The 24,251-nt window shown below is 60.4% G+C and carries 27 protein-coding genes and 1 pseudogene; 10 read left to right on the forward strand and 18 right to left on the reverse strand.

Annotation, left to right across the window (positions count from 1 at the left end; translation table 11 throughout):
• Positions 1–169: 169 nt before the first annotated feature.
• The 11 genes from AAE027_RS37705 to AAE027_RS37755 all read right to left on the reverse strand — a co-directional run bounded on the left by AAE027_RS37705 (position 170) and on the right by AAE027_RS37755 (position 12,419).
• Entirely contained in the window at positions 170–709 is a 540-nt protein-coding gene (locus AAE027_RS37705; protein WP_370990916.1) for a c-type cytochrome, read from the reverse strand.
• Positions 696–1,967 carry a sulfite dehydrogenase gene (gene soxC / locus AAE027_RS37710; RefSeq protein ID WP_091897077.1) on the reverse strand — a complete coding sequence of 424 codons (1,272 nt, stop codon included), beginning with the start codon at positions 1,965–1,967 and terminating at the stop codon, positions 696–698. Before soxC ends, AAE027_RS37705 begins: the two co-directional genes overlap by 14 nt.
• Positions 1,968–2,301: 334 nt before the next feature.
• Positions 2,302–2,895 carry an RNA-dependent RNA polymerase family protein gene (locus AAE027_RS37715; RefSeq protein WP_210187842.1) on the reverse strand — a complete coding sequence of 198 codons (594 nt, stop codon included), beginning with the start codon at positions 2,893–2,895 and terminating at the stop codon, positions 2,302–2,304.
• On the reverse strand, positions 2,892–3,473 hold the full coding sequence (locus AAE027_RS37720; protein ID WP_210187841.1) for a reverse transcriptase domain-containing protein: 582 nt from the start codon (positions 3,471–3,473) through the stop codon (positions 2,892–2,894). The genes AAE027_RS37715 and AAE027_RS37720 overlap by 4 nt, the downstream gene beginning before the upstream one ends.
• A 124-nt stretch (positions 3,474–3,597) precedes the next feature.
• Positions 3,598–5,289: a methyl-accepting chemotaxis protein gene (locus AAE027_RS37725; RefSeq protein ID WP_091897074.1), complete on the reverse strand. Its 1,692-nt coding sequence runs from the start codon at positions 5,287–5,289 to the stop codon at positions 3,598–3,600.
• A gap of 985 nt (positions 5,290–6,274) precedes the next feature.
• Complete coding sequence (locus AAE027_RS37730; RefSeq protein ID WP_370990918.1) at positions 6,275–6,502, reverse strand: hypothetical protein; 228 nt, start codon at positions 6,500–6,502, stop codon at positions 6,275–6,277.
• 193 nt (positions 6,503–6,695) lie between these two features.
• Positions 6,696–6,980 (reverse strand): hypothetical protein, encoded by a 285-nt coding sequence (locus AAE027_RS37735; protein WP_091897071.1) that lies wholly within the window; start codon positions 6,978–6,980, stop codon positions 6,696–6,698.
• A gap of 111 nt (positions 6,981–7,091) precedes the next feature.
• Positions 7,092–8,771, reverse strand: coding sequence for a methyl-accepting chemotaxis protein (locus AAE027_RS37740; RefSeq protein WP_091897068.1), 1,680 nt, complete (start codon positions 8,769–8,771; stop codon positions 7,092–7,094).
• A 37-nt stretch (positions 8,772–8,808) separates the two neighbouring features.
• Positions 8,809–9,105 carry a hypothetical protein gene (locus tag AAE027_RS37745; protein WP_143035644.1) on the reverse strand — a complete coding sequence of 99 codons (297 nt, stop codon included), beginning with the start codon at positions 9,103–9,105 and terminating at the stop codon, positions 8,809–8,811.
• A 1,306-nt stretch (positions 9,106–10,411) separates the two neighbouring features.
• Complete coding sequence (locus tag AAE027_RS37750; protein WP_370990919.1) at positions 10,412–11,908, reverse strand: diguanylate cyclase; 1,497 nt, start codon at positions 11,906–11,908, stop codon at positions 10,412–10,414.
• A 154-nt stretch (positions 11,909–12,062) separates the two neighbouring features.
• On the reverse strand, positions 12,063–12,419 hold the full coding sequence (locus tag AAE027_RS37755) for a hypothetical protein (RefSeq protein ID WP_143035642.1): 357 nt from the start codon (positions 12,417–12,419) through the stop codon (positions 12,063–12,065).
• Between AAE027_RS37755 and AAE027_RS37760 the strand changes: the two genes are divergently transcribed.
• From AAE027_RS37760 to AAE027_RS37790, 7 genes are all read left to right on the forward strand, one after another.
• Positions 12,408–12,698, forward strand: coding sequence for a hypothetical protein (locus tag AAE027_RS37760; protein ID WP_370990920.1), 291 nt, complete (start codon positions 12,408–12,410; stop codon positions 12,696–12,698). The genes AAE027_RS37755 and AAE027_RS37760 overlap by 12 nt on opposite strands.
• A 61-nt stretch (positions 12,699–12,759) precedes the next feature.
• The gene (gene ku, locus AAE027_RS37765; RefSeq protein WP_370990921.1) at positions 12,760–13,605 is read left to right on the forward strand and encodes a non-homologous end joining protein Ku; all 846 of its coding nucleotides are present in this window, start codon (positions 12,760–12,762) and stop codon (positions 13,603–13,605) included.
• 123 nt (positions 13,606–13,728) lie between these two features.
• Positions 13,729–14,112: a hypothetical protein gene (locus AAE027_RS37770; RefSeq protein ID WP_370990922.1), complete on the forward strand. Its 384-nt coding sequence runs from the start codon at positions 13,729–13,731 to the stop codon at positions 14,110–14,112.
• A 55-nt stretch (positions 14,113–14,167) separates the two neighbouring features.
• Entirely contained in the window at positions 14,168–14,425 is a 258-nt protein-coding gene (locus AAE027_RS37775; protein WP_370990923.1) for a hypothetical protein, read from the forward strand.
• A 353-nt stretch (positions 14,426–14,778) separates the two neighbouring features.
• Positions 14,779–15,012: an ATP-dependent DNA ligase gene (locus AAE027_RS37780; protein WP_370990924.1), complete on the forward strand. Its 234-nt coding sequence runs from the start codon at positions 14,779–14,781 to the stop codon at positions 15,010–15,012.
• 100 nt (positions 15,013–15,112) lie between these two features.
• The gene (locus AAE027_RS37785; protein ID WP_370990925.1) at positions 15,113–15,376 is read left to right on the forward strand and encodes a DNA ligase-like domain-containing protein; all 264 of its coding nucleotides are present in this window, start codon (positions 15,113–15,115) and stop codon (positions 15,374–15,376) included.
• Positions 15,377–15,966: 590 nt separating this feature from the next.
• Positions 15,967–16,182, forward strand: a complete 216-nt coding sequence (locus tag AAE027_RS37790) for a hypothetical protein (protein WP_091897042.1) — start codon at positions 15,967–15,969, stop codon at positions 16,180–16,182.
• A gap of 13 nt (positions 16,183–16,195) precedes the next feature.
• Here AAE027_RS37790 and AAE027_RS37795 read toward each other — a convergent pair whose 3' ends face one another.
• Both AAE027_RS37795 and AAE027_RS37800 read right to left on the reverse strand, forming a co-directional pair.
• Positions 16,196–16,531, reverse strand: a complete 336-nt coding sequence (locus AAE027_RS37795) for a hypothetical protein (protein WP_370990926.1) — start codon at positions 16,529–16,531, stop codon at positions 16,196–16,198.
• A 79-nt stretch (positions 16,532–16,610) separates the two neighbouring features.
• Positions 16,611–17,093, reverse strand: a complete 483-nt coding sequence (locus AAE027_RS37800) for a PAS domain-containing protein (protein ID WP_370990927.1) — start codon at positions 17,091–17,093, stop codon at positions 16,611–16,613.
• Between the two features lie 203 nt (positions 17,094–17,296).
• Between AAE027_RS37800 and AAE027_RS37805 the strand changes: the two genes are divergently transcribed.
• Positions 17,297–18,067, forward strand: coding sequence for a putative bifunctional diguanylate cyclase/phosphodiesterase (locus tag AAE027_RS37805; protein ID WP_283806582.1), 771 nt, complete (start codon positions 17,297–17,299; stop codon positions 18,065–18,067).
• 469 nt (positions 18,068–18,536) lie between these two features.
• Here AAE027_RS37805 and AAE027_RS37810 read toward each other — a convergent pair whose 3' ends face one another.
• Complete coding sequence (locus tag AAE027_RS37810) at positions 18,537–19,271, reverse strand: DUF899 family protein (protein WP_370990928.1); 735 nt, start codon at positions 19,269–19,271, stop codon at positions 18,537–18,539.
• 45 nt (positions 19,272–19,316) lie between these two features.
• Between AAE027_RS37810 and AAE027_RS37815 the strand changes: the two are divergent.
• Both AAE027_RS37815 and AAE027_RS37820 read left to right on the forward strand, forming a co-directional pair.
• Positions 19,317–19,631, forward strand: a pseudogene (locus AAE027_RS37815) (tyrosine-type recombinase/integrase); the annotation flags it as partial.
• Between the two features lie 62 nt (positions 19,632–19,693).
• Positions 19,694–19,858 carry a hypothetical protein gene (locus AAE027_RS37820; protein WP_370990946.1) on the forward strand — a complete coding sequence of 55 codons (165 nt, stop codon included), beginning with the start codon at positions 19,694–19,696 and terminating at the stop codon, positions 19,856–19,858.
• Between the two features lie 481 nt (positions 19,859–20,339).
• Here the strand turns inward: AAE027_RS37820 and AAE027_RS37825 are convergent, their stop codons facing one another.
• From AAE027_RS37825 to AAE027_RS37840, 4 genes are all read right to left on the reverse strand, one after another.
• Positions 20,340–20,885, reverse strand: coding sequence for a hypothetical protein (locus AAE027_RS37825; RefSeq protein WP_370990929.1), 546 nt, complete (start codon positions 20,883–20,885; stop codon positions 20,340–20,342).
• 99 nt (positions 20,886–20,984) lie between these two features.
• Complete coding sequence (locus AAE027_RS37830; protein WP_370990930.1) at positions 20,985–21,338, reverse strand: hypothetical protein; 354 nt, start codon at positions 21,336–21,338, stop codon at positions 20,985–20,987.
• Positions 21,339–21,749: 411 nt separating this feature from the next.
• Positions 21,750–22,124: a hypothetical protein gene (locus AAE027_RS37835; protein WP_370990931.1), complete on the reverse strand. Its 375-nt coding sequence runs from the start codon at positions 22,122–22,124 to the stop codon at positions 21,750–21,752.
• 477 nt (positions 22,125–22,601) lie between these two features.
• Positions 22,602–24,209: a hypothetical protein gene (locus AAE027_RS37840; RefSeq protein ID WP_370990932.1), complete on the reverse strand. Its 1,608-nt coding sequence runs from the start codon at positions 24,207–24,209 to the stop codon at positions 22,602–22,604.
• Positions 24,210–24,251: the final 42 nt, after the last annotated feature.

Below are 24,251 nucleotides of genomic sequence, written 5' to 3' on the forward strand. Positions count from 1 at the left end.
GAATCATATCGCGCGAATCACATCAAGCGCAGCGTTTTCACACAGCCAGGGTCAAAGGCTGCCCTGGTAGCCACAATGACATTGGTCGGGTCGCCTCTACGAAGCGGACATCCCAGCGCTCTGGCGGAGGTCAGTCAGGGGCCACTAGCCGATCAAGGTCGCCCCGAAGCTACTTCGGATTGCGCGGGAACGGGATGAACCCGTCCTGGTTCGGCATTCTCACCTTGGGCAGCGACTGCGCATCCATCACATCGCTCGATCCGACGATGCCGTTGAGATTGAGGATATACGCCGATACCGCGTAGACCTCGTCCGCGGTCAGCGATTTCGATTCCTGGAATGGCATTGCGCGACGGGTGTAATCGAACAGCGTCGTTGCGTAGGGCCAGTAACTTCCCACAGTTTTTATCGGTGTCTTGTCCGACGCCAGTGTGCCCATACCCCCCACCAGCGCTCCAGCGAGTGCGACATTGGGATTGATGCCCTTCTCGCCGTGACAGACCTGACACTTCGCTACATAGATCGCCTCACCCTCGATTGCGGTACCTCGACCAGGCGGCAGACCTGCGCCATCCGGTCCGATGCTGATGTCCCACGCTGCAATCTCGGCGGGCGCGATCGGTAGCCCGAACTGCGGGACTTGGGCCAGCGCCGCCGGTACGATCGTCAGCATGGATGCGCAGGCTGCGATGGGTTTAAGCGTAAACATTGCTGGCCTCTCCCTTCTCGTCGATGCGCCAGCTTGCGATGGCGTTGTAGTGATAAATCCCACGTAAGCCGCGCTCGTCAGCGAACTGTGCGCGCGTTGGCTGCACCATGCCCGTGTCGTCGGTGGCGCGACTCTGCAGCACGGCGGGACCGCCGTTCCATTGCCACGCTGCGCGGAAGCGCACGGGGGCCTTTGGCAGGATCGGGCCCTGCAAAGCCGCCGGCGCCCAGCTTCGTCCGCCGTCAGCCGACACGTCGACCTGCCGGATGTTGCCGTTGCCCGACCAGGCAAGTCCGGAAATCTCGTAGAATCCCGGTCCCCTCAAGGCGAGCCCCGGCGACGGCCGCGTGATGACGGATTTAACTTCCATCGGAAACACGAACTGCCAGGCCTTTTCGTTCTTGAGCAGGATCGTGTACTTCGATGTTTCGTCTTTGGTCATGGCGGGGCCGGTAGTCAGCTTGAGGCGGCGCAGCCACTTCACATTCATGTTGCCCTCAAAACCAGGCAACAGCAGCCGCACCGGATAGCCATTCGAAGGCCGCACGCGCTCGCCGTTCTGATAGAGACAGAGCAGCGCATCATCCATCGCCTTGGCGAGTGGGATGCTACGGCTCATGGCGGCAGCATCAGCGCCCTCGGCGATCACCCAGCGCGCCTCGGGTTCGATGCCGGCTTCGTCGAGCAACGTGGAGAGCCGCACGCCAGTCCATTCCGAGCAACCCATGAGGCCGTGAATGGCCGCCACATTGAGCGGCTGGACCTGAGGCGCGTTGAGCGCCAGGCTGTTGCCGCCACACTCGATGAAAGCGATGCGCGATTGCATCGGATAGCGCGATAGCGCTTCGACCGTAAACACAAGCGGACGCTTCACAAGTCCATGGATCACCAGCCGGTGTTGATCGGGATCTATTTCTGGGGCGCCGGAATGGCTACGTTCGAAATGCAGTCCGGATGGAGTGATCATTCCGTCGAGCATATGCAGCGGCGTGCGTGACGCGCCGACACCGGGCGGGTTAGGGGGCGGCGGAAAGACTTTGACGACCTTGCTCTCGAAGGGTGAGGGCTGGCCGTAACCCGCAAAACCCGAACCTGGCACCTTCATCCACGGCTGCACCGTAAGCTGTTCTGCCGATCCGCCGGACAGCCCCGCACCGGTCGCACCGAAAACGAGAGCGCCTTCAAGAAAGACGCGGCGACTCAAAATTCCATTGCCCGCCGCCGGATCGCCTGGTTCGGGATGTTTTTTTCCAGCCATGGGCGGCACTTCCTCGTTGCGATCAAACGAAGCATTTCACGTGCCTGCCCGCACGCTGAATGCTCGGTGAGGAGACCGGCACAAAAGGACGTCGGATCTATTGAGGGTGAGATGCCCGCCGACGGCATTCCCCGCTGCCATTTCACTCGAATGGAGACGTCGGCACGTCCCGAAAAGCAGCTCTAAAGAAGTGTATAAGGTCCCACGCCCTTTCAAAAGACCTTCATGTTGGCCAGAATGTCGCACAAACAACATGGTCAAAACTAGTGCCTCGATGGTCGCGGTAGGGACGAGGATTGCTCCTCGCCCCCCGCCCAGATCCCGGCGAGCGCTGCTAACGCACCGGGCTCCTCCCTCGGGTTTTGGCGTCGAAACGGTGACAGGGCAGCGGGTGTAAGCGTTCGACGAGGCGGATGAAGCGCTCCCAGGAGAGATCGGCCTTCTGACTCCGTCGCCGAAGCGTCTTCAGCCAGAGCCACCGCACCTGATTGCAGAACCACCACGTGCTCGGGTGGTTACCCGAGACGGCAAAGTAGTTCAGATGCCCTTGCAGCATCTGCTTCACCCATGCTCCGGTTTGCGTGACGGGGTCGTGCATACGCTTGCGCAACTCCATCTTGATCGCCTTGAGCTTGGCTCGCATGCGCTTCTTGATCGTCTTGCGCCCGATGACGAAAGAGCCCCACTTGCGTGATCGCGTGCAGAAGTGGGTGAAGCCCAAGAAATCGAACGTTTCGGGCTTCCCTTCGCCACGTCTTTCACGTTGCTTGGCCGCGTGGCGACCGAAGCGGATCAGCCGGGTCTTGTCCGGGTCCAAGGCCAGTTCGAACGAGCGCAGTCTTTCGTGCAGGTCCTGCAGAAAGTCCTTCGCCTCATGCTCGTGCTCAAAGCCAACGATCGTATGATCGGCAAAGCGCACGACGATCATGTCGCCGGTCGCTTGGTCTCGCGCCATCTGTGGACCCACAGATCGTACGCGTAGTGCAGGTAAGCGTTGGCAAGGATCGGTGAAATCACCGCCCCTTGCGGAGTGCCGCACTGACTGCGCGTCACGCGTCCATCCTCAATGATGCCGACCTTGAGCCACTTCGCAATCAGGCGCAGGATGCGCTTATCCGCGATACGGTGCTCGAGGAAACGGATGATCCACGCGTGGGCCATGGCATCGTAAAAGCCCCGGATATCCGCATCCAGCACCCAGTTCACTCGCTTCCTGAGAATGCCGACGTGAAGAGCGTCCAGCGCATCGTGCTGACCGCGCCCCGGTCGAAATCCATAGGAAAAACGGACGAAGTCCTCCTCGTAGATGGCTTCCAGAACTGTCGCGACCGCCTGCTGGACGATCTTGTCCTCGACACACAAGATGGCGAGCGGCCGCTGAGATCCGTCCGCCTTCGGGATGTAGGTCCGTCGGGCCGGGCGGGCGCGGTAGCCGCCCTTGTGTATGCGGTCGTGCAGATCCGTCAGTTTCTCTTCGAGGTTTTCTCCGTAGGCCTGCCACGTCACGCCGTCGATGCCTGGCTGGCGCACTCCGAGTTGGGCCAAGACCTGAGGAGCCGGTCGGCAACTCAGGGCGTCCCCCGGAACTGCCAAGCCGTTGGAGCTGAACCTGCTTCTGCACCGAGACCGATCACGCGCGAACAGTGCGCAGGAAATGCGCGACCTCGTCCTTGAGACGTGTCGAATCGCGCGACAAAAGCCTGGCAGATGACAGGAGTTGAGCCGATGCGCTGCCCGTCTCGGCTGCGCCGCGTTGCACGTCGGCGACGCCGACGCTGACGTCGCCGGTGCCCTGGGCCGCCTGCTGGATGTTCCGGGCAATTTCGCCCGTCGCCGCGCCCTGCTGCTCCACTGCAACAGCCACGGCGGTCGCGATTTCGGACATTCTGGAAATAGTACCGCCGATATCGGCAATGGCCGCGACCGATTTTCCGGTGGCGTCCTGCATACCACTGACCTGCAACCTGATCTCCTCGGTGGCCTTCGCGGTCTGTTCAGCCAGCGCCTTGACCTCGCTCGCCACGACCGCGAAGCCACGACCGGCATCACCCGCGCGCGCGGCCTCGATCGTCGCATTGAGTGCTAGGAGATTGGTTTGCGCTGCGATGCTGTTGATAAGGTCGACGACGTCGCCAATTCGCACGGCCGCTTGCGCCAGGCGGGTGATCTGCTCATTCGTGACCCTGGCCTGTTGCACCGCCTCGGTGGCGATGCGCGAGGATTCTTGCACTTGCCGGCCGACTTCTCCCACCGACGCGGCCAACTCTTCGGAAGCGGACGCCACCGACTGGACATTGGTCGTCGTCTCCTCGGAGGCGGCAGCGACGCCGGTCGCTACATCTTGGGTACGCTCGGCCGTCGCCCTCAGCGTGCCCGCCGATGCCTCGAGTTGGCTCGACGTAGAGGAGACCGTCTGAACGATTTCGCCCACCGCACCTTCGAACAGGTCGGCAAGGCGATGCATCTCGCGGCTCCGGAGCTCGGCCTGCTGGTGCTCCTGCTCGGCTCGCGCCTCCTCTGCATCCTTCTTGGCGATCAGCGCCTGCTTGAACACCTGCAACGCATCGGCCATCTGGCCGATCTCGGTGCGCTCGCCCTGATGGGTTACTTCTGCCGACAGATCGCCGGCGCTGAGGGCCCGCATCGGCGAGACGATTGCCTTGATGCCTTGCGATACGGTTCTCATCACGAAGAAGGCAACGAGGGCACCGAGGATTCCGGCGATCGTCACTGTCGTCACTAGGGTCTTGACCGCACGACTGTAGGCGATCGCGGCCTCGGCTCCCGCAGCGTCCGCGCCCTTGTTGTTGAGGTCAATGGCACTCGCCAGGACCTTATCGGCATTGAGGCCAATGGGATTCACGGTCCTACTGTTGAGATCGTTGGCCTCTTGAGGAAAACGACCAGCCGCAGCGCGCGACAGAAGCAGCACCTCCTGAGCGCCCCTCATGTACTCGTTCCAGAGGCCGTGCCATTCGTCAAAGAGCGCACGCTCCTGCGGAGCGGAGATTAGCTTCTCGTAGTCCGCAATGTTCTGCGCCATCCTTTCAACGATCGGCTCGATGCGCTTATCAAGGTCCGCCTTGTCCTGCGCACGGTCGAACAAAAGATGCTGCCGCACAGCGTTGCGGTAAGTGATGGTGGTTGCGCGCAACTCGCCGATCACGCGGACGCTCGGAAGCCAGTTGCTCCGGATGTCGACGACCGCTGCGTTGATCACCTGCATATTCCAGACTGCGAAAGCGCCGGTGGCGATCAGAGCCAGCAAGAGGCCGGCGACGACCGCGGTAATCTTGGTTCGTATGGAGATCTTGGAAAACATGACATGCCCCGAAAACATCAAAAAATGACGCCCTCCGGCCCCAATGCATCTCGGGCAGTCGTCTCTCTCCCCGGACCAGGACCAAATTGCTGTCAGCCCCGTGCCCATTCGTGCTAGAGTTTGTATCGATCTTCCTTTAAGCGATCGTTACTCCCTGACGCTGCTCGACAAACCGAGGACAACTTTTGCGTGAATTGTACGTGATCGACCTGTATTGCCGAGGACCAGATGGACAACCTCCTGAAAGAGCACACTAGGCCGTCCCCTCCCTTAGCCACGCCAGAGTTGCGGCTGGTGCGGACGGGAGCTCGCGGGGTAGCGGCGCGACGCTACCAACGGGATGACGCCAGGGCGCCCGTGATCGCTTTCGCTGACCTTTCCCCGAGCGGAGCAATGAGACCATTTCTTCAAGCGGGATGAACTGATCGGGCCGCAGAGCCCTCTGTTTGGATGCTGCCAGCGCAACAAGAGCGCCCTATGAACTGGTGGGCCATCGCATCATCGTCGGGTGCAGCGTCGGAAGCTGCTTCAAACCGGTAATGTCGCTGTAGGCGAGCATAACCCGCCCTCAGGTCGGGCTGCGGCTGACCCGCAGCCACCTACCGTCCGGGAGTGGGCTTCACCCTCCACGCTCGCCATCGCTAAAGTTGCCTCGGAGAGTGAGTCAAGGTGAGTTGTCCTCGCTTGATACCCGCGCCCCCCGCAACCAACCGGGGTGAACGAGCTGTGGCAAGCAATGAATGAATTCGCTTGGCTCTGGAATTGGATAGGGCGATCTGGCCATCGCCACTATCGAGGAGGACGCCCTCGCGGGACTTCTCGAGGGCACCTGGACAGGCGTGCCTGGGCCGAGCGCCGCTGGGCCGCCTGGCGATCCATCATCGCCTTGATGTTGTCTCGCATCCTCCCCATTCCGCTCAGGAGGGTACCCAGCTCATCACGCTGCCCTTCGGAACGTCCGTATTCAAGTCACCATCAGCAATGCTCATTGCCGCTTTGGAGGCAATTGCGACTGGGCCGATGATCCGCGTGCCAACATCCACGAGAACAGCCCGGAGAGAAGAAGGGCAACGGTCAGGCCGGCCACGTTGAGTTGCAAATCCCGCCTGATTGCAGCAAGCGCACGTTGACGGAATAAAAAGCCATCCCCGGCCGTATAGTTCACCAGCAATTCAATCTGACCGCTTCTCCCTCCCTGGGCGATTGCGCGCACTGTGAGGCTCCATCCGGTTATCAAGTCCTCCCCGACCCTGCCCTTCTTGGGTCAACGATCCACTGCGTAAGCAGTCTGATGAAGCAGCTCAGTCCGCTGAGCGGACCCTGCGTAGAGAACGATCAATCTCACCGCATCCAAGACCGGCCTTTCGCTCCTCGATGCGAGGAAAGTCGGCACGATAACCGCACGCTCACAGCCGATTGATGGTAGTGCGAAGCTGCGCGAGGATCGACAAGAACATGCCCAGTTGGTGCAGAGCAGACGTTTCTGAGGAAGACGTTGCTCTCTCTCGCGTTGAGCGAGCTGCGTCGTCGAGCTGATTGAGCGCGACGATTAACATCTCCTTCGAGAGGCTCTTGATGCGAGCGAAATGGACCATGGCATCAGCGAGATCCGGGTATCGCGTCGCGATTATCTCGATGCTGTCGTCGGCGGATCTTGGGCTCTTGAGTTTTAGTTGAATGACTTCACTCATTGCTAAAGTACCTTCTCTCCTGCGCTGGATGCATTTTTGGTAAAGGGCGGTCGAAACTCGCACGGTTCGGCTAAAGTCCTGCGAGCCAAAAGCTTCAATGTTCGCTGCTGGTTAAGCTGCCCGCACGTTAGCTAGAAATTTCTGTACTTCCAGCTTCAAACGGCTGCTGTCCTGAGACAACAATTTCGCCGCGGCAAGAACCTGGGTAGATGCAGTGCCCGTTTCGCCAGCGCCCCGGTTCACCTCGGCGATGTTCGAGGCGACCTCGGCAACCCCAATCGCAGCCTGCTGTACGTTGCGCGTAATCTCGTGGTTGGCGGCGCCCTGCTCCTCGACCGCTGCGGCGATGGTGGCACAAATTTCTGAAATCCGCTTAATGACGCCGCTAACCTCGTTGAGGCTCGCAACGGACTCGCGCGTGGACGACTGGATTCCGACGATCTGATCGCTGATTTCCTTGGTTGCCTTGGCCGTCTGTTCAGCCAGGGTTTTTACCTCTGACGCAACGACCGCGAATCCGCGACCAGCTTCTCCAGCCCGAGCCGCTTCAATCGTCGCATTCAAGGCAAGAAGGTTGGTTTGTCCGGCGATCGCATTGATGATCTCGACGATCGTTCCTATCTTGCTTGCGGCCTGCGAAAGCGAATGGACTCGTTCATCAGCGCCCTCCGCCTGGCGCACCGCTGCACCGGCAATGCGTGCTGATTCTTGCACCTGCCGGCTGATCTCGTTGACCGAAGCCGCCATTTCTTCGGTGGCCGAAGCGACCGACTGCACGCTCGCTGAGGCCTGCTCGGATGCTGATGCGGCTGCGCTGGATTGATGCTGGGTCGAATCGGCGGTTTTCGTCAGCGACCCGGCGGAGGCCTCGAGCTCAGTGGACGCAGAGGAGACGGTTTCGACAATCTCGCCCACGGCGGCTTCAAACAGATCAGCGAGCTTGCGCATATCCGCCTTCCGCTGCTCGGCCGCCATGCGATCCTGGTCGGCTTTGGCCTCGGCTTCGGCTCGTGCCTTTTCGGCCGCCTTGAGCTTGAAGCGTTCAACCGCACTTGCAATCGCACCAATTTCGTCTCGGCGACCAAGACCAGGAAGCACAACATCAAAATTTCCATTCGCAAGCTCCAACATCGAACCGGTCAGCGTTCGAATCGGGGTGCTGATGCTCCGCGAGGTAACGACCGAGAGCGCAACACCAATCAGCAGACTCAGAATCCCGAGGACCGAGGCCATCTTTATGGCTGTGACAAGATTCTCTTCCGCCCTCGATACCGTCGCTTGCGACGCTTTCTCGTAATCCTCGGCGAGTGGCTCAGCAATGGTTTCAATATTGGCCCCAGCCGCGAGAGCTGCACTGACTGCCGACTTTGCCTCTGAGGTATCCAGAGCGGTATTTCTTCCCTTGAACTCCCTCAGCCTGAGCGCCTTAGCTTGGTTGTCTTCGACCGCCGCCTTCAGCTCCTTGGCCCGGATCAGGCGGGCGGTGTCCTTCGTGTCGGCAATGAGCTCATCGAGTCGTACGAGCGCCTTCCTATAAGCGTCGGTGGCCTTTGCCCAATGCAACTGGTCATCGGTCGCTAGAGCAAGCCAAACGTGCATGCGTGCCTCGAAGACACGCTTTTCTATGCGCTCGTCATCGACGACGTGATTCTTTTGTCTGACCACCACCGCGAAAGCGTCATTCGCGTTGTAGGAGGCATAGATTGAGTACCCGCCGATCGCGGCCGTCAATACTAGGAGTAAGCCGAAGCCGATCATAAGGCGGCCGGCGATCTTGACGTTCGTAAGCATTGCAATGACTTTCCAAATTGGAACGAAAACAAAAATTCTACATGGTGGACGCTTTCGACTTGGCGATTTCGAGCATTTGCTCGATCAGCCTCAGATCACCTTGCAGCTTTGCCTTGATTGAGGGACTTGCGATCTCTGCTGCCATCTTTCGTATTCGCAGGTGACTCGCTTCCAGCAGGGTAATGGCGCCGGCAATTTCCAGCGTTGCATTCATGCGCAAGACTTCGACCTGCGAGAATGGTTGGCGATCCGGCGGCGACAGCGTCGGATCGCCACTGGGACACGATTGTTTAGATACGCGGCTTGGCCTCGTAAAATTTAGCACGTTTGACATTGTGGTCTCCACCGACCCAATGCTGGGAATGCATTGCGCAAATCAATCTAAAATTGTTCAATCCTTGTCTTCGAATAATTAAGGGTTTCTTACTCGCCCATTATTTGGTCGTGCCCGATGGTATTACGCAACCAGAACGCGATGCGGCGTCGTGTCGCAGAGAGCGAAATGCGGGCTCGAGCCTCGCACTGATAGGCCTGATGGGATTCTGTTCGAGTTCGATGCGTATGGCGCGTCGAGCCAATGTCAGGTGCTGACTTGATCGTACGCCGCCCAGCGACGCAGGCGACTAAGCCTCCATGTCCATCGCCCTCGTCGTTCGTTCACGCCAAGCTGAGTCGTCGCCTCTGCGAACGGCAACATGGACGGTCGGTGTTGGCAGGAGCATCATCGGCCTTCCAACGCCCGACCGTGCTCAACACCATCTGCTCGATAGCCGTTTGCTCCTACCTTAGGCTGCGATTCCTTACGTCCGCGAGGCGAGACACATGCAAGCGGCCCAGGGCTGGGGGCCCCGCCACACCGGCCTGATCGCGACGTGTTAAGATCCTGGTGCAGCGATCTGCAGACGTTGCAGGAAACTCCGAACTCCATCTCGCAGCATTCGAACCTCACCGTTGATTCGATCTGATGCATTGCTCACGCGCGAGGCGGTTCGTCCAGTCGCCTCAGACGCAAGAGTGATGCGGGTCACGTCGGACTGGCGGCTGGTGTCTTCGGCCTCGGCAGCCATGGAAACCGAGCCTTGGTTGAGGTCCAGGGCGGCCTCTGCAAGGGGAAACTCGCGATGCGGTCCATTTTTCGCGCAAGGACTCAGCGAGGCTGGCCAATTCAACCACCTTTCTGTCCAAGACGTATACGCCCTGGTTGATGAACGAGCCGGGAATGAGCGGTGGAGCGGGGGCGTCCGGTCAACCATTTCTCGCATGTTCGAATCGGCGGATGCCGGAGAGCTCATGGTGCTTAAGACGTACTGAGTTTCCAAGTTCGTTGGGCTGTTCTGAATGGCACGCCATTCAGAGTAAAATTGCGAACTCATGTGTCATTGACATTACATTGTAATTCTCGCGCGTCGTGGGCTTCCGCTGCCAAACCTCGCCAGCGGCGAGAGGAGCACACCAGAGCGATAAGCCGCGGTTCGCCTGAGGGCTGAGCCCCCAGCTCAATCAGACACAGATCTTAGGGCTTGGGCTTTGGAGGCTAACCCCAACACCATTACATAAGGCCTCCATTTCAGCCAGGATGGTGAATCAGGGAGACTCTGATTTAAGAATCCCAGATCGATTCAACCTAATCTCATCCAGTTCTAGGCTACTCGTTTCCCGCTTGCGATCAGATCCCCGCCCGGGCTGCCGATCACGCGGTCGCGTCCCTCGTGCTTGGCCGCGTAAAGCGCTATGTCCGCCGCCCTGATAAGATCATGCGGCACGTAGACTTGGCCAGGGACCATGCACGCCAGTCCAATGCTGACCGTCGGCAGTTCGCCCTGCGTTTGGCGCAGGACCGTCAGCTTCTCGCGGATCTGGCGAGCGACTTCGAATGCCCCGCTCTTGCCGACGCCGGGCAGCAGCACGGAGAACTCTTCCCCGCCATAGCGGGCACCGAGATCGGATGTGCGTTTCGTGCTGCTCGCAATACATTGCGCGACGGTTGCAAGCACGGCATCGCCAGCCTGGTGTCCGTGTCTGTCGTTGTATGCCTTGAAGTGATCGACATCGATCATCAGCAGCGAGACAGGCGTGCGAGAGCGCGTGGCCCGGCGCCACTCGACGGCCAGGGCATCATCAAAGCGGCGTCGGTTGCCGAGCCTCGTCAAGGCGTCGGTTGTGGCCAGGACCGCGAGCTGGCTTTCCGCGGCAGCGCGGCGCTTCAGCGCCGCCAGCAGGTAAAACATCAGAGCGATCGAGAATGCGACAAGCGCGGCCACCACAAGGCCGATCCACCACAGCTGTTGCCACCAATCTGCGTAGATACTCTTGAGCGCGACGCCTTCCGCCAGCAGCAAGGGATGCGTGCCGACCTGCTGAAAGACGTACAGGCGGCTGATGTGGTCAACAATGGACTTCGTCGCATAGAAGCCGGAGCTGTGCGCGGGGAAATATTTGAAGGTCTGGGCGTCCTTGATACTCTGCCCGATCTTGGTGATGTCGAAGGGGGCACGCATCAGGATCGTTCCGTCGCTGCTAAACAGCGCCATAGAACCCTGGGCGCCGAAATCCAGCTTCCTGAACAGGTTATGGAAATAGCTCAGCCGCATGCTCCCGGCGACGACGCCGTCGAAGGAGCCGTCGCGGCCGCTGATGCGCCGGCTCAGGCTGATGAGGTATTCTCCACCCGACGTGACCCACGGTGCGCTGATGAACAGCCCTGCATCCGGCCGCGCCTGATGCACGCGAAAGAAATCGCGATTGGCAAAATTCGTCGGACGCGGCGTGAGGGTTCGGGAGTCCAGCCTGACATTGCCCGTTGCGTCCAGAACCAGAATTGAACCCAAATCCTTTGCCGTGGCGGCCCGGTCGAACAGGACGACCTGCCGCAACTCAGGACTGACGCGGTTGATCTCGGGCAATTTCACGCCGTCGGCGACGGCTTGGAGCGACAGATCATAGATCTCGATGTTGCGGTCGATCTCGCTTGCGATGCTGGCCACGAGATTGGTCGCAGCCTCCTTCGCGTGCTGAATATCCTTTTGCGCCATTTCCCAGAGGATGGTCGCGCAGATACCGGAGAAGCCCAATATGAGACCGATGCCAAGCGCCAGCAGCCGCTTGGCCGGCATCGTGCTTGGCATTGTCACATGCATTCGTTTCGCTCCGCGCACTCCTGCCCCCCGGCTTGCTCCTCTCATACGGCAAGCGGCTTGAGAAAACGGGCTCGAAGCGGACGTAATTTGTGAGTTCGAGGTAAGGTTCTGTTAACCGGAGCAGCACCGATCCGTGCTACTCGCCTGGTGTCGTCTATTGGAAGCCCGCCGCATCAAGGATCATCTCGGCGTCAAAGACATTTTTGAGTACCTCGCCCCAGAAGCAGCGCGCAATCCGCATTAATCCGGGAATAAGAGAACCATTAGCAAGTTGGCGCGCATCGCAGCCTCTATTTCCATCACGTCTAGTCCAGATAGGAACAAGCAGCGCCGCGACCCGCGACGACACCGCCAATATTCGAGCGCGAACGGTCCGCAGCACGTCCGCCCCTTCTTGGGCGGTGCGCAGATCAAAGAGCGGGCATAACTCGGCTGCTCGCGCGGCGAGGTTGACCTCGATGGTATAGTTGAGCGGTGTAGTTGATTCGAGAACGCGACCATGCCGATCCATTGGCAACGCAAGCTGCCGCTCAATGCCACCCGCCCCGCCTATCGCACGTTGCAAGGCTGGGCACTCGGCACGCTGATCGAGCAAGAGGTGGTGAGGGCGTGCCAGCACCATGGCTATAGCGTCGATCGCGCCGATCCCGACGCCTGGAACCGAGCGCGCGGGGAAGCTCGGAGGACCCCCTTCCCTGGCGCCACTCCGGAGGCCTGCCTGGCCGCGCTGGAGGAAGCGATGTGCGGCATCGGCGATACCTGCCCTGAATGCGGTAAACGCCGGGTTTGACTCCACTTTCCGCGGCCTCCGCCTATATTGATCCTAATCGGTACAGGTGGAGTTTGCGTTCATGGCCCCGCGCGCGAATTGGAAGGGGTTTTTGAGGCTGTCGCTGGTGACGTGTCCGATCGCGCTATTTCCCGCGACCTCGGAATCCGAAAAGATCAGCTTCAACCAGATCAACAAAAAGACTGGATACCGTATTCGCTACCTCAAAGTAGATGCCGAGACCGGCGACGAAGTCTCCAACGAGGATATCGTCAAAGGCTATCCGGTCGATAAGGACCGCTATCTTGAGGTCACGAAGGACGAGATCGAGAACATCGCGCTGGAGTCCACCCGCACCATCGAGATCGACGAGTTCGTCCCGCGAAGTGAGATCGACGACCTGTATCTCGTGCGTCCCTATTACATCGTCCCTGACGGCAAGGTCGGCCATGACGCCTTTGCCGTGATCCGCGAGACCATCCGCTCGCTCGACAAGGTCGCGCTTGCCCGTGTGGTGTTGACCAACCGCGAGCACGTCATTGCGCTGGAAGCCCGCAACAAGGGTCTCGTCGGCATGCTGCTGCGCTACCCCTATGAGGTGCGCGACGCGGCGGAATATTTTGATGAGATCCAGGACGTCAAGGTCACCAAGGATATGCTCGACCTCGCAAAGCACATCGTCGAGCAGAAGAGCGGCCATTTCGAGCCTGAGAAATTTGAGGACCATTACGAAGCGGCGCTCGCCGAACTGCTCGCCAAAAAGCAGAAGGGTCTGCCGATCGCGGCGGTGAAAAGGGCCGCGCCCGGTAACGTCGTCAACCTGATGGACGCGCTACGCCAAAGTCTCGCCTCCGGGAAAGGCCCGCCGGCGGCACGGCCGGCCAAGGCGCCAGCAAAGAAGGCGGCGAAAAAGCGCAAGGCCGGCTAACGTGCCACTGCGCGACTTTCAATCACGCTTCTCCACACCCACGACCCGCAGTAGCTCGCCGCCGTTCTAGCGCCCAAGACATTGATAATTTGACGTGGCTCTGCAGGCCGCTTTGATGGCGGCATGCCCTCCCTCACCCGCCGCCGAGACCGAAACGCCCCACACGCCGAAACGTGGCTGATCTATTTCGGTGATGTCCGAGTGGGCGTGATCGGCCGGCGCGCCGGCGTGCCAAACTCGGCTCCGCAGTGGGGGTGGTCGTGCGGCTTCTATCCCGGCACCGCCCCCGGGGAGCACCGCAACGGTATTGCCGAGACCTTTGACGCGGCCCGTACCGGCTTCGAGGCCGCGTGGCAGGAGTTAGCGGCCACGCGCTCGGAGGCCGATTACGAGGCCTGGCGCCGCCAGCGAGACTGGACAGCCTGGATAGATCGCATGCACGATCTGGCGCTTCCGCTGCCCGCACAGCGGCCGGAAGGGATGCGCGTTGCTTCTGCGGCGAGGTAGTCACCACTCCCACACTCGACTCTCATATCCGCACTGCCCACCGCCTGACTGCCGCATGAAACTTACCGCCGAACGTCCCTTCGCCAACCCGGAAGCCGCAGCCCGCAAGCTGGTCGAACTAGCCTCCGGCATCGAGCCGGTTCAGGACGGCCGCATCCATATCGAGAAGATCAACGCTCCGTTCCTCTACACGCTTAAGGCCACCGGCGAGGAGTTTGGCGCCGGCATCAGGTATGCCGTCGAACGCGGCTGGCTCGAGTTGCACGAGAGCGGGACCTATGTGCGATTGCTGAGCCGAGGCGAGATCCACTGAGCAGACAAATCGGCCCTGTGCCACCTGGAGGTCCGCACCGAATCCGCAGCACAGGGCCGAGAGGTCCGCTGCTCAGGCCAGCCCCGAGGCAGACGCCTCCATCATGCGCGCCGCCGACCGCCTCTGCACTAAGACAAAAGGTGGATTGAGACAGCGAGGCGCGAAAATCGCAAAACGACCCCAAAGACGGCCCCGGCCGGGGGGGCGCTCGAGGGTGAGGCCGGGGCCGCTGGAGGAAGCTGAGCCCTCGGGCTAGCAAGGGCCAAGCGAAAGGAGGCTACTCACCGCTCATTGCGGTGTCTGTACGCCTGAGCACTGTTCCCTGCAGGAACTTCAGCAGATTCGTAAAATCCGTGGCGGGCTCCTATCTTCCGTCCATGCGTATGGCATACGAGCTCTGCCTAGCGACTGCGGGCAAGCAGGTCCCGAACGGGCCGGACTGGATTCATGAAGTCAAGCACGACGGCTATCGGATGCTGGTCATCCGGGAGAACGAGCGCGTGCGCCTGCTCTCGCGCAACGGTAGCGACTGGACGAACCGCTACCCCTGGATCGCCGAAAGAACCGACAGAAGCATTTCGTCGTAGACGGTGAGGCCGTGGTGCTCGGGTTGGATGGCATCTCCGATTTTAACGCGCTGCACTCCATGACCACGAGGTACAGCTTTACGCCTTCGACATCCTCGCTATGGGCGGCGATGATCTGCGGTCGCTGTCCCTGCACATGCGCAAGGCCAATTTGGAGCACCTGCTAGCGCGGCGCCCGGACGGGATTACCGTGGCGCCCTTCGAGGGCGGGGAGATCGGGCCGGACCTCTTCCGGGCAGCCTGCCGAATGGGGTTAGAGGGCCTGGTTTCCAAGCATCGCGATCGGCCGTACCGCGGCGGCCGGCAAAAGTTCTGGATCAAGGTCAAGAACCGCAGCCATCCGACGATGGAGCGCGAGCTGTGACCGTCGGGACGGCTCAATTTAGCCGGGACACGCCCATCCAAGTAGACGCCTGCGCAGGGGCAGTACCAGCTTAGGAACTCTCGTCGGTTCCGACAGTTTTTGTCGGGTGGGCATGAGCCATCACCGGGCAGATAGCCGTGCGGCGCCGCCGGAAACAGACAACGTCCCTGGAAGAGCGTCTCGCAGACCACGCACGCGTGACGCGAAAGCGAGCAATGGAATTGCCGCCCGGAGAACAGCGCGAGGCTCTCCTGCGCAAGAGCGAGCGCGCCGAAACAGCCGTCCGGATTAGCAGCTGGTTGGCATCTCCAAAGTCACGGCAATCATCCTGAGAGGGTCGACCATGCTCCAGTACCGTGCCTATATTCTCGACTCGGGTGGACACATCACAGCGCGTGTCGATCTGATCTGCAAGGATGGAAAGGACGCCAAGCAGCGTGCCTGGACTCTCGCGGTGAGCGATGATGTTGAGCTGTGGCAGGAGGACCGCCACCTAGCGACCTTCCGGCACCGTGAGCCCCTTGTCCCGAGCTAAACCCGGCCCTCCCAACAGAGGAACGTTCTCTCGGGCTTATGCTTGAGAAAGCGTTATGTTGGTTGTTTCACGCGGAATGCGCAATGCGATGCGGCAGGCCCGTCTCTACGGTTATCTCGTCGAGTTGAACAACATGCTTTACATACCCGGCGGCAGCCATCCGGTTTGCACCAAGTCTTTTGCACTTCGCATGGTCGATGGCGGCTGGCTAATGAAGGACGGCGATCGATACCAGCTCACCACCAAAGGACGCGAGACACCGGACGATTGAGCACTAGGCCTGCTCAGTTGGCGGCCTCCTTCCCCAGGATGCGGCTTGAGCCGATTGGCGAACGATCCGCTCCCGGGCCGGCGCGCAGCACCATCGGGCCAAGGCCCATCAATGCGCCAACGAGCGGATAAGCCCACTCAACCGTGGTACCGCTCGACGGATAGCGGGTGATGACCCCGAGCGCGACGATGGCCGGGATCCCGACCTGATGCCAGAGCAGCACGAGCAATTGCGAAATGATCGCGAAGCCCCACACCTTCTGCATGAAGGGGTTTTGGGCCATCGCGCCCATGAACGCCTGATAGGTTTTCGCCAATGCATCCGCCTGCGCTAGCTCGATCACGGTCAATGCGACCGAGGAAATTGCACTGAGATCCAGACATTCAAGCTGCCACGCCCGCACCAGCCGAAGAAAAATCTTGGCGCGGCTAAGGAGTTGGACCCTCGTCCGAGACGCCGCTCGCGGTGGAGCGCTGCTGGCGCGCCATGAACGCGATTTGAGATTGCGCCCGTTGTTGTTCAGTCACATCTTCACAACTGATCAGCCAGCCCCCGTCGGAGGTGGAGCGATGGGCGATCGAGACGATGCGTCCGTCGCTGAGCTGCTGGAGGTAGTTGCCGCTCCTGCGGCGCGCCAGGAATTCCTCGCCTTCCGCCAGAAGATCGGCCACAGTCCGGCTGCCATGATTGCCGGCGGCAACACTCAGGCCGAAGACATCTTCGAATGTCATGCCTGGACGCACGAGCTCCGGCGAAATATCAAAGATCTCACAGAAGCGACGGTTGACGACCTGCAACCGTCCCTCCCTGTCATAGAGACAGAGTCCTTGCGACATATGCGTGAGCGCCGCATCCCGTCTCAGATTCGTCGCATGCAGCTCCGCCTTCTGCTGCTTCAACCCGGTAAGCATTACCCCGCCCTCCTGGGTCGGGCTGCGACTGACCCGCAACCAACTGCCGTCCGGGAGCTGCGCTTCACCCTCCACGGTATCAACGTCGCCGAGGTTGTCTCGAAGAGCGAGTCCAGGTGAGCTGTCGTCGCTTGATACCCGAGCCCCCCGCAACCAACCGGGGTGAACAAGCTGTGGCAAGCAATGAATGAATTCGTCGGCCCTTGAATTGGATAGGGCGATTTGGCCATCGCTATCGAGGAGGACGACGCCCTCGCGGGAGTTCTCGAGGGCACCGTATTATTCGTCGGGCTCGGAATATCCAAATCTTGAGTGTCGAAGCTCTGCTGCGTTGGCGTCACCCGAAGCTCGGATTTATTTCCCCCGGACGCTTCATCCCGTTGGCCGAATCAATCGGCCTGATCGCGCCACTGGGCGAGTTCGTTCTCAGACAAGCTTGTCGCGATGCTGTTGAGTGGCCGGACCATGTGAAAGTCGCCGTCAATCTTTCGCCGGTCCAATTTCGCGATCCACGACTAACTGAGATTGTTTCGGCCGCGTTGGCCGACGCGGGCTTGGCGCCTCAGCGGCTGGAGGCGGAGGTGACTGAGTCGGTCCTGCTCGAAGATGAGCCAGAGTATGTCGCGCTTCTGCACGGGCTCCAGATCATGGGCATCCACGTCGCATTGGATGACTTCGGCACGGGTTATTCGTCCCTGAGCTACCTGAAGAAGTTCCCGTTCAACAAGATCAAGATCGATCGGACCTTCGTCCAGGATATCGAGAACGATCAGGGAAGCAGGACGATAGTGAGCGCGATCATCGGCCTTGCTCGCGCCTTGCAGATGACGACGACGGCCGAGGGCGTAGAGACTGAGCAGCAGTTGGACATGATGCGAGCCGCCGGGGTGACGCTGGTTCAGGGTTATTTGCTTGGACGGCCGCGTCCTGCGTCCGGCCTGAAATTCGGAATAGAACTGCATGTGGCTGTATGAGCGGATTTCCCAAAAACTGAGTCTTCAAAAAAACTTTGGAATCGCGTCGAAGGCCGCCGCGAAGATATTCGCCCCTTTTAGGACCGGTTCTCGGCGACGGTCTGCTCTCCCGGCTGCAGCCGCACCTGCTGTATATGCCTGGTCGCCCAGCAGGCTCCGCCCGAGGGCTGGCGCCGTAGCGGGCGCAACAGAGCGGAGAGCTTGAACTGTGGAGATGACAGTCCTCTATGAGAGCATCAGCGGCGCTCGGCTGCTGGCCCCCATGCAAGGGATCCCTCTTAGTCGCGCGGCGCCACCGGACGGCACGGGTCGGGCCCTCCTGGTCTCGACGGCCTGCTGCGAAATGGCCCGGATCGGACCGAGTGCTCGCCGCCCGCCCATAGCATCTTCACAATAGCAGACATTATGTACTGGTGCCCTTGGATTTTCCCGGTCACCAATCTTTCAACGACGCCTGGCGGCGCAAACATCAATCACTTTCTTCTCTGGCCCCGTCGTATTCGTCGTGAAGTCGATACCACGAGCGAGGCTCACCTTGCGGCCAGCCGACTGGCGAGTCTTCGGTGGTCTCTTGCTGCCCGAACGGTGTCAGCTCAAGCAGGGACCAGACCGGGCCAACCGCCTGGAGTTCGGGCCCATTGAGGAAATAGGTGCGGTAGGCCTTGCCGTCATGGTGCAGGAACAGGTTGATCCCCGCCGACTCGTGCACGCCGAAATCGCGCGAGAAATCGTCGCCGATGAGCGTGTACCATGGGACGGTCCATCCCATCCGCTCGCGATAGGCGACGATCAAGTGCCGTGGCGCGGGAGATACGAAGGCGAGCGATGTATCCCGCGCGGCCAAGTGGGCAGGATGAGTAATGCTGTCGGCAAACATCGAGCAGCCCCGACATGCGCCCGTTGGCCAGTCCGCCACGCCGGGTTCGTAGAAAAAACGGTAAATAATCAACTGTCGCCGACCAGCGAACAGATCCAGCAATCTCATCTCGCCTTTGGGTCCAAGGAAGCGATAGTCCTTCTCAACAAGCGTCATCGGCATCCGTCGCCGAGTGGCTGCCAGCGCTTGGCGTGCGGTTGTGGCGGCCTTCTCCTGGCGCGCGAGTTCGCGAAGATTCGCTTGCCATTCTTGCGCAGAGACGATCGGGGGCAGGCTTGGCTCTGTCTGCCTTGAAGGAGCTGCAATCATATCTTTGTGGTAGGCCATAGGGCGGTCCTCGGCTTTCTGGGGCGACGCAAAGTAAAACGCCTGATGTCACGGAACGTTTCGCGCGGCTGCTCGACGCCGCGCCCGGGCTCAAACAAGGCGGCGCTGAGCGTAGCCTATGGCGCCGGCCTGCGCGCCGCCGAAGCGGTCTCGCTCAAGCTCTCCGATATCGACAGCAAGCGCATGATCATCCGCGTCGAGCAGGGGAAGGGCGGCGTCATGCTTTCGCCGATCCTGCTCGACCTGTTGCGCGCCTGGTGGAAGGCAGCGCGGCCGCAGGGCTGGCTGTTTCGGGGGCGCGATCTGGCGCAGCCGATGACCACGCGCCAGCTGAATCGCGCCTGTCACGCCGCCGACCAGATGGCAGAGATCAACAAGCGCGTCTCGCTGCACACCTTGCGGCACAGCTTCGCCACCCGCTCTTGGAGCAGAACATCGACGTCCGCGTCATCCAGGTGCTGCTCGGCCACGCCAAGCTCGACACCATGGCGCTCTATATCCGCGTCACTACCAAGACGATCAGCCAGGTCATGATCCCGCACGAGCATATCACTCTCGAGCTCAAGGAGATCCGGCCGCCCGGCTGACCCGGCGCGCGCGTCGCGCCCGGCTTTAAGGATTGGGTCACCAATTGCTGCCAGGATTTGAGCATTGCGTAAGCCGCGATGCTCGGCATCCAATTTCAAATGTCTATCGACCAGCCCGGTTGGCGGTCTTTCCAGAGGAGAGGCCCACAATGTTCAAAGGGGCCGCAATTGCTGTCTTGATTCTGGTCGGTTCGGATCAGTTGCTGAACCGCGTCCAAGTGATCGAGGTCGCCCTATTCGCGTCGATAGGGATCTTTTGAGGCGCCGCAGTCATTTCCTCCTTGCCTTCGCGGGCCGCGGCGGCATGAAGGCCGCAAAAAAAGGCTGTTGTGCAGCCTAGTGCAACTTTTTCTTATATCGCCGGACCGAGGCAGCAATGCCCTCGCGGATGGCTCTCTGGACGGCGGCCTCAGTTTCTGCTTCGGTCATTACTTCTACTTCACCGTTCGCACCGACGCGAAATCCCGTCAGTTCACTATTCTCAATTGGAATCCGTTTCTTCGACTTCACAGCCACACTCATTCGCCTGTGTTTGACGTTCTTTGCTCTCGACGCCCGCAGCGGCGACACGTGCGGCAGTCCACGCCGGATCGGCAATTTCTTCGAGGGCTGCGCGAACAGCATCGTCCACAAGCTCAAAACATTCTTCCTGCGGACGCATGGCGAGCATGCAGGCGGTCTGACCTGGCAAGTTGAGGAGCCGGTTGCGCATACCCAACAGGATTTGCTCGAGATAGCGCCGGACGGGCTCCAGCTCCGCAACTTCTCCGGCCTCGATAGCATCCTGGCGCTCCTCGCGGCGACGTTTCGCAGCGACGAGCCGGGTGCGCTCCTCGGTGAGCTTGTTGCCCGCCGCGCCTCCCCGACCGGCAGCAATCGAGCGCAGGTGCGCCAAAACCTCGCGACGCACTTGGTCGAGATCGTACTTGCCAGACGGCTGGCGCGTAATCACGCCCTCGGCGAGATATTGATCGAACTGTGACCGCGAGCAACAGATGTGCGCTGCCGCTTGAGCGATTGTCGCCATTTTTCTTCTGACCCTTAATTTTGTACAATACAGTACAAATATCGTACGCGCAAGTGCGACCCGCATTGCCGGAGGGCCAGGAAGGACCCAAGCGGAGCGTTACGCCGTGGTGGGGGGCGGGTCATGGCTGTCCACCGACGACCGGTTATCCGGCGTAGTTTGCAACTGTTCTTTGGGCTTCGCGGCGAGGATGTCTTCAAAGGTTCCGATGCAATGCTTCAGTGTGTCTTCAAAATCGTCGGGGTCCTCACCGATAATCATCGCGTATTCCCAGAACACTGCCGGCATAAGCATCCAGCGTTTCTCGATCTCGTCGAGCTCCCCGTCCACATACCAGCCCCCGTCAGCAATCCCTTCAATCAGGAACAGCAAGTCGCTCGCGGATTTGAGCGCGGGGCGCTCGTTGAAAATCCGGCGCATCTCGTTCTCGGATGGACCCGCTTTCACTTCCATAGTTTTGCTCCTTTGTGCTTAGACCTGACCGCGCAGCCCACCATCGGGCGCGCGCAAAAGATATTCTTCTGCATCCACCCCCACCTTGGTCTCACACTCCACCGCCTCTCTAAAGAGAGGCGGATGTGAGTGAGATTGTGAGACCAGATAAGGCAATCTCACTTCTCCTTGGATGTGAGACGATGTGAGGTGCTGTGACATGTGAGATCCGGCGACGGCTCCTTCGAACTAAACTACGGGCCACACGAAGTCCTCCCAAACACCGATCTTGCCGAGCTTCTGGGGTTTCAGATGGATACGCTGAAACTGCTGGTACGGGTTGCCTTCAGAATTGATGATCCCTCTCACGGCCAGCCGGTTGCGCCATGTTTCACGCTGCTCGTGACTGGCTCCCAATGCTCCCGCACGATCTCAGTCGATCTCATGCCGGACCTCCGCAAACGCCTCTACCGCGCCGTCGATGAAACCGAAGATGAATTCATTCGAGATGTCGTTCTCGTCACCGAAGCAAATCTCGTGAACCTCACCAGAATCAATCTGCTCGTTTGGATCGATTGCGGCGCGGAGAGTTTCGAACGGCTGCGAACGAACACAGGTTTCGTCGGCCAGTCGTTTCAGGCATTCGTATTCGGCGTCGTTTCGGGCCCATAACCGACCTGCCTGCGCTCCGCGCGTCCTATCTGCTGCTTCAGCGTTGCGTTTGGACGCGCGAAGCCGATCAACCATGGGGTCGCAAATCCGGCCACTCGCCCGATCCTCTTCGTGATCTCTTTCATCAGCCACCATCGCGTTATTCCTCCTGCTTATGAGCACAGGTCACCGGTCACCGCAGCAGCGTTGCTGTCGGCGGGCTCAGAGGGATGTGTTCGACTGCTGTTGGGCCGCTCTTTTTCGAGAGTGTTCTACAGATACCTTGGGAGCAGGAGCGGTCAAGAAGCCCGCCAGTTGCGCGCTCACTCGGGTTCGCGAATTGGGTCGAAAAATGTCCACCATGGGCACCCTCCGCCTATATGGCGGAAAAAATGCGAGGCAAATCAGAGCGGGTGTGTTTCGCGCGTTGCGCTGGTGAGCATCAAAATTTTTTTGTGATTACTTGAAATAGAAAGCATCTGAACGCTCTCTGATCAGGAGAGTTGCGGAGCGAAACGATGAGCGGGCGCACGCGGATATTTCGCGAGGCAGTCCGAGTGCTTAATGTTCTTGGGTAGAGCGCAACTGGCTTTGAGGCGCTGACTGAAGTCGAAAATTGCTGCCCGGCATCCCTCAGACGAAACCAAGCAGCCCAGGCTGCGCTGGCCCCTCGCCCGTGAGCACCTCGAAGGAAGCCAGCTCACCGAGCGCTGCCTCAACCCGCGCCCGCGCGCCGGCGATGCTGGCGCCGTCAATCAACGCAATGCGCGATTTCTGCCCCGGGCCTTTGGGTTGATAGCGGATCAGAGGAGTGTGACTTTCCCTTATAAATCTATATTTATAAGGACCTGTCACACTCCTCGGGCGAGCCGCGGTGCCGTCGTCTTTATCAGGAGCGGTCACACTCCTCCGGCGATTGCGCTCCACGTCGAGCCCATCGCGGCTATACGCCTTCCGGGCCGCCTGCGACGTCGGCCAGAGGTCGGGATAGAGCTTCGCAGCATCGGCCGAGAACGCCGGAACGATGCCGCGCTCGATCATGTCATCGATCTTGTTCGGCTCCAGATCGGCGAACTCAGCCACGGCATCGAGCGCCAACGGCACCACCGTGTCGCTCAGGATCATCCAGATCTCGACCGGGTTCGCGGCTGACCGATTGACGCCGCGGGCTCGGCCGACGGCCTGTACGATCGCCGCCTCCGTCACGGCTCGTCTGATCAGCTCGGCCTCGGGCTGCTCGAAGACCCGGGCGGTCAGCGTCACGCTGGTGCCGTTCTTGAGGCGAACGGCTTGCTCCTGCTCGATCATCGACTGCGGACGGCCGCCAGGGCGCTTCGGCGGCAACGAGCGCAGCGCTATCGGCTTGCCTGTGAGCGCGGCGGCCATGTGCTCGATCGCCTCCGGCGCCGGCAGCGGTCTGCCAATGGTGACGAGACACTCCACATCGCGCCAACGGTCGATGCCTTCAACCGCGTTGAAATGCGCGATCTCCATGTTCGGCACCGTTTCGTCGAATTGCTCCTCGAGCTCCTTGTTCGTAATCAGCAGCGTGCGACGGCCCGCAGCCAGTTTGCGGACCGTCTTGAGCAAACGCTCCCGCTTATTGCCGACACGTTTCTCCTCTGCGGTGCTCCGCTTTCCGAGCTCCAATTTTGACAATGAACTCTTGCCCACCGGCAGCCCGATGACTTGCGTGATGTGCTCGTGGGGCGCCATAACCTTGAGATCGAGCGCCACCTCGATCCGCGGGAAGAAGTACTTGAGGATCTCCAAGTGGAGGGTCGCATCGAGCACAATGACCGGCAACCCGGCGATCCGTTCGTGGATGTCGCGACGGCCGTTGATGCGCAAGCAGAGCACCGCGCCGTCTTTGGTGTTCTTCATAACGATGCGCAGCCGACCTGTCGCATCGTCCGGACCAGAGAGGAGCTCTTCAACCGCGCGCCACATCGCAGCGCGCTTGCCCAGCTGTCCAAGGAACCGGAATTCCTTGACGCGAGCTTGGGCCGTTTCTTCACTGCTTTCGGGCGTCAGATCGACCTCAAGCTTGCGCCGCCACTCCAGCTTCGCCGCGGCGCCGCCAGAGCCCTCTTCGAACTTGTCCCCCGGCAATAAGCCTGCCTCGAGGAGTGCCGACTTGGTCAAATAGCCGTCCTCACGTGCGTAGTTGGCGACGCCGCACACTTGCGCCCCCTGCGCCAATGCGATTCCCATTTTTAACCGTTCGATCAGGTCGGCCAAATGCGCGGTGTCGTCGCTGTTCTTCTCGTGTCCGTTGTTGCG

The organism is Bradyrhizobium sp. DN3 (genome assembly GCF_041357655.1).
Lineage (GTDB): Bacteria > Pseudomonadota > Alphaproteobacteria > Rhizobiales > Xanthobacteraceae > Bradyrhizobium.

What these genes read in the sequence shown, in the direction of transcription:
- AAE027_RS37760 (WP_370990920.1), top strand. Translation starts at nt 12,408, where the DNA reads ATGCCGATCCATTGGCAACGCAAGCTGCCGCTCAATGCCACCCGCCCC.
- AAE027_RS37745 (WP_143035644.1), bottom strand. Translation starts at nt 9,105, where the DNA reads ATGTCAAACGTGCTAAATTTTACGAGGCCAAGCCGCGTATCTAAACAA.
- ku (WP_370990921.1), top strand. Translation starts at nt 12,760, where the DNA reads ATGGCCCCGCGCGCGAATTGGAAGGGGTTTTTGAGGCTGTCGCTGGTG.
- AAE027_RS37705 (WP_370990916.1), bottom strand. Translation starts at nt 709, where the DNA reads ATGTTTACGCTTAAACCCATCGCAGCCTGCGCATCCATGCTGACGATC.
- AAE027_RS37810 (WP_370990928.1), bottom strand. Translation starts at nt 19,271, where the DNA reads ATGGCCTACCACAAAGATATGATTGCAGCTCCTTCAAGGCAGACAGAG.
- AAE027_RS37775 (WP_370990923.1), top strand. Translation starts at nt 14,168, where the DNA reads ATGAAACTTACCGCCGAACGTCCCTTCGCCAACCCGGAAGCCGCAGCC.
- AAE027_RS37785 (WP_370990925.1), top strand. Translation starts at nt 15,113, where the DNA reads ATGGGCGGCGATGATCTGCGGTCGCTGTCCCTGCACATGCGCAAGGCC.
- AAE027_RS37715 (WP_210187842.1), bottom strand. Translation starts at nt 2,895, where the DNA reads ATGATCGTCGTGCGCTTTGCCGATCATACGATCGTTGGCTTTGAGCAC.
- AAE027_RS37830 (WP_370990930.1), bottom strand. Translation starts at nt 21,338, where the DNA reads ATGGAAGTGAAAGCGGGTCCATCCGAGAACGAGATGCGCCGGATTTTC.
- AAE027_RS37800 (WP_370990927.1), bottom strand. Translation starts at nt 17,093, where the DNA reads ATGCTTACCGGGTTGAAGCAGCAGAAGGCGGAGCTGCATGCGACGAAT.
- AAE027_RS37835 (WP_370990931.1), bottom strand. Translation starts at nt 22,124, where the DNA reads ATGGTGGCTGATGAAAGAGATCACGAAGAGGATCGGGCGAGTGGCCGG.
- soxC (WP_091897077.1), bottom strand. Translation starts at nt 1,967, where the DNA reads ATGGCTGGAAAAAAACATCCCGAACCAGGCGATCCGGCGGCGGGCAAT.
- AAE027_RS37750 (WP_370990919.1), bottom strand. Translation starts at nt 11,908, where the DNA reads ATGCATGTGACAATGCCAAGCACGATGCCGGCCAAGCGGCTGCTGGCG.
- AAE027_RS37725 (WP_091897074.1), bottom strand. Translation starts at nt 5,289, where the DNA reads ATGTTTTCCAAGATCTCCATACGAACCAAGATTACCGCGGTCGTCGCC.
- AAE027_RS37740 (WP_091897068.1), bottom strand. Translation starts at nt 8,771, where the DNA reads ATGCTTACGAACGTCAAGATCGCCGGCCGCCTTATGATCGGCTTCGGC.
- AAE027_RS37770 (WP_370990922.1), top strand. Translation starts at nt 13,729, where the DNA reads ATGCCCTCCCTCACCCGCCGCCGAGACCGAAACGCCCCACACGCCGAA.
- AAE027_RS37735 (WP_091897071.1), bottom strand. Translation starts at nt 6,980, where the DNA reads ATGAGTGAAGTCATTCAACTAAAACTCAAGAGCCCAAGATCCGCCGAC.
- AAE027_RS37790 (WP_091897042.1), top strand. Translation starts at nt 15,967, where the DNA reads ATGTTGGTTGTTTCACGCGGAATGCGCAATGCGATGCGGCAGGCCCGT.
- AAE027_RS37755 (WP_143035642.1), bottom strand. Translation starts at nt 12,419, where the DNA reads ATGGATCGGCATGGTCGCGTTCTCGAATCAACTACACCGCTCAACTAT.
- AAE027_RS37825 (WP_370990929.1), bottom strand. Translation starts at nt 20,885, where the DNA reads ATGGCGACAATCGCTCAAGCGGCAGCGCACATCTGTTGCTCGCGGTCA.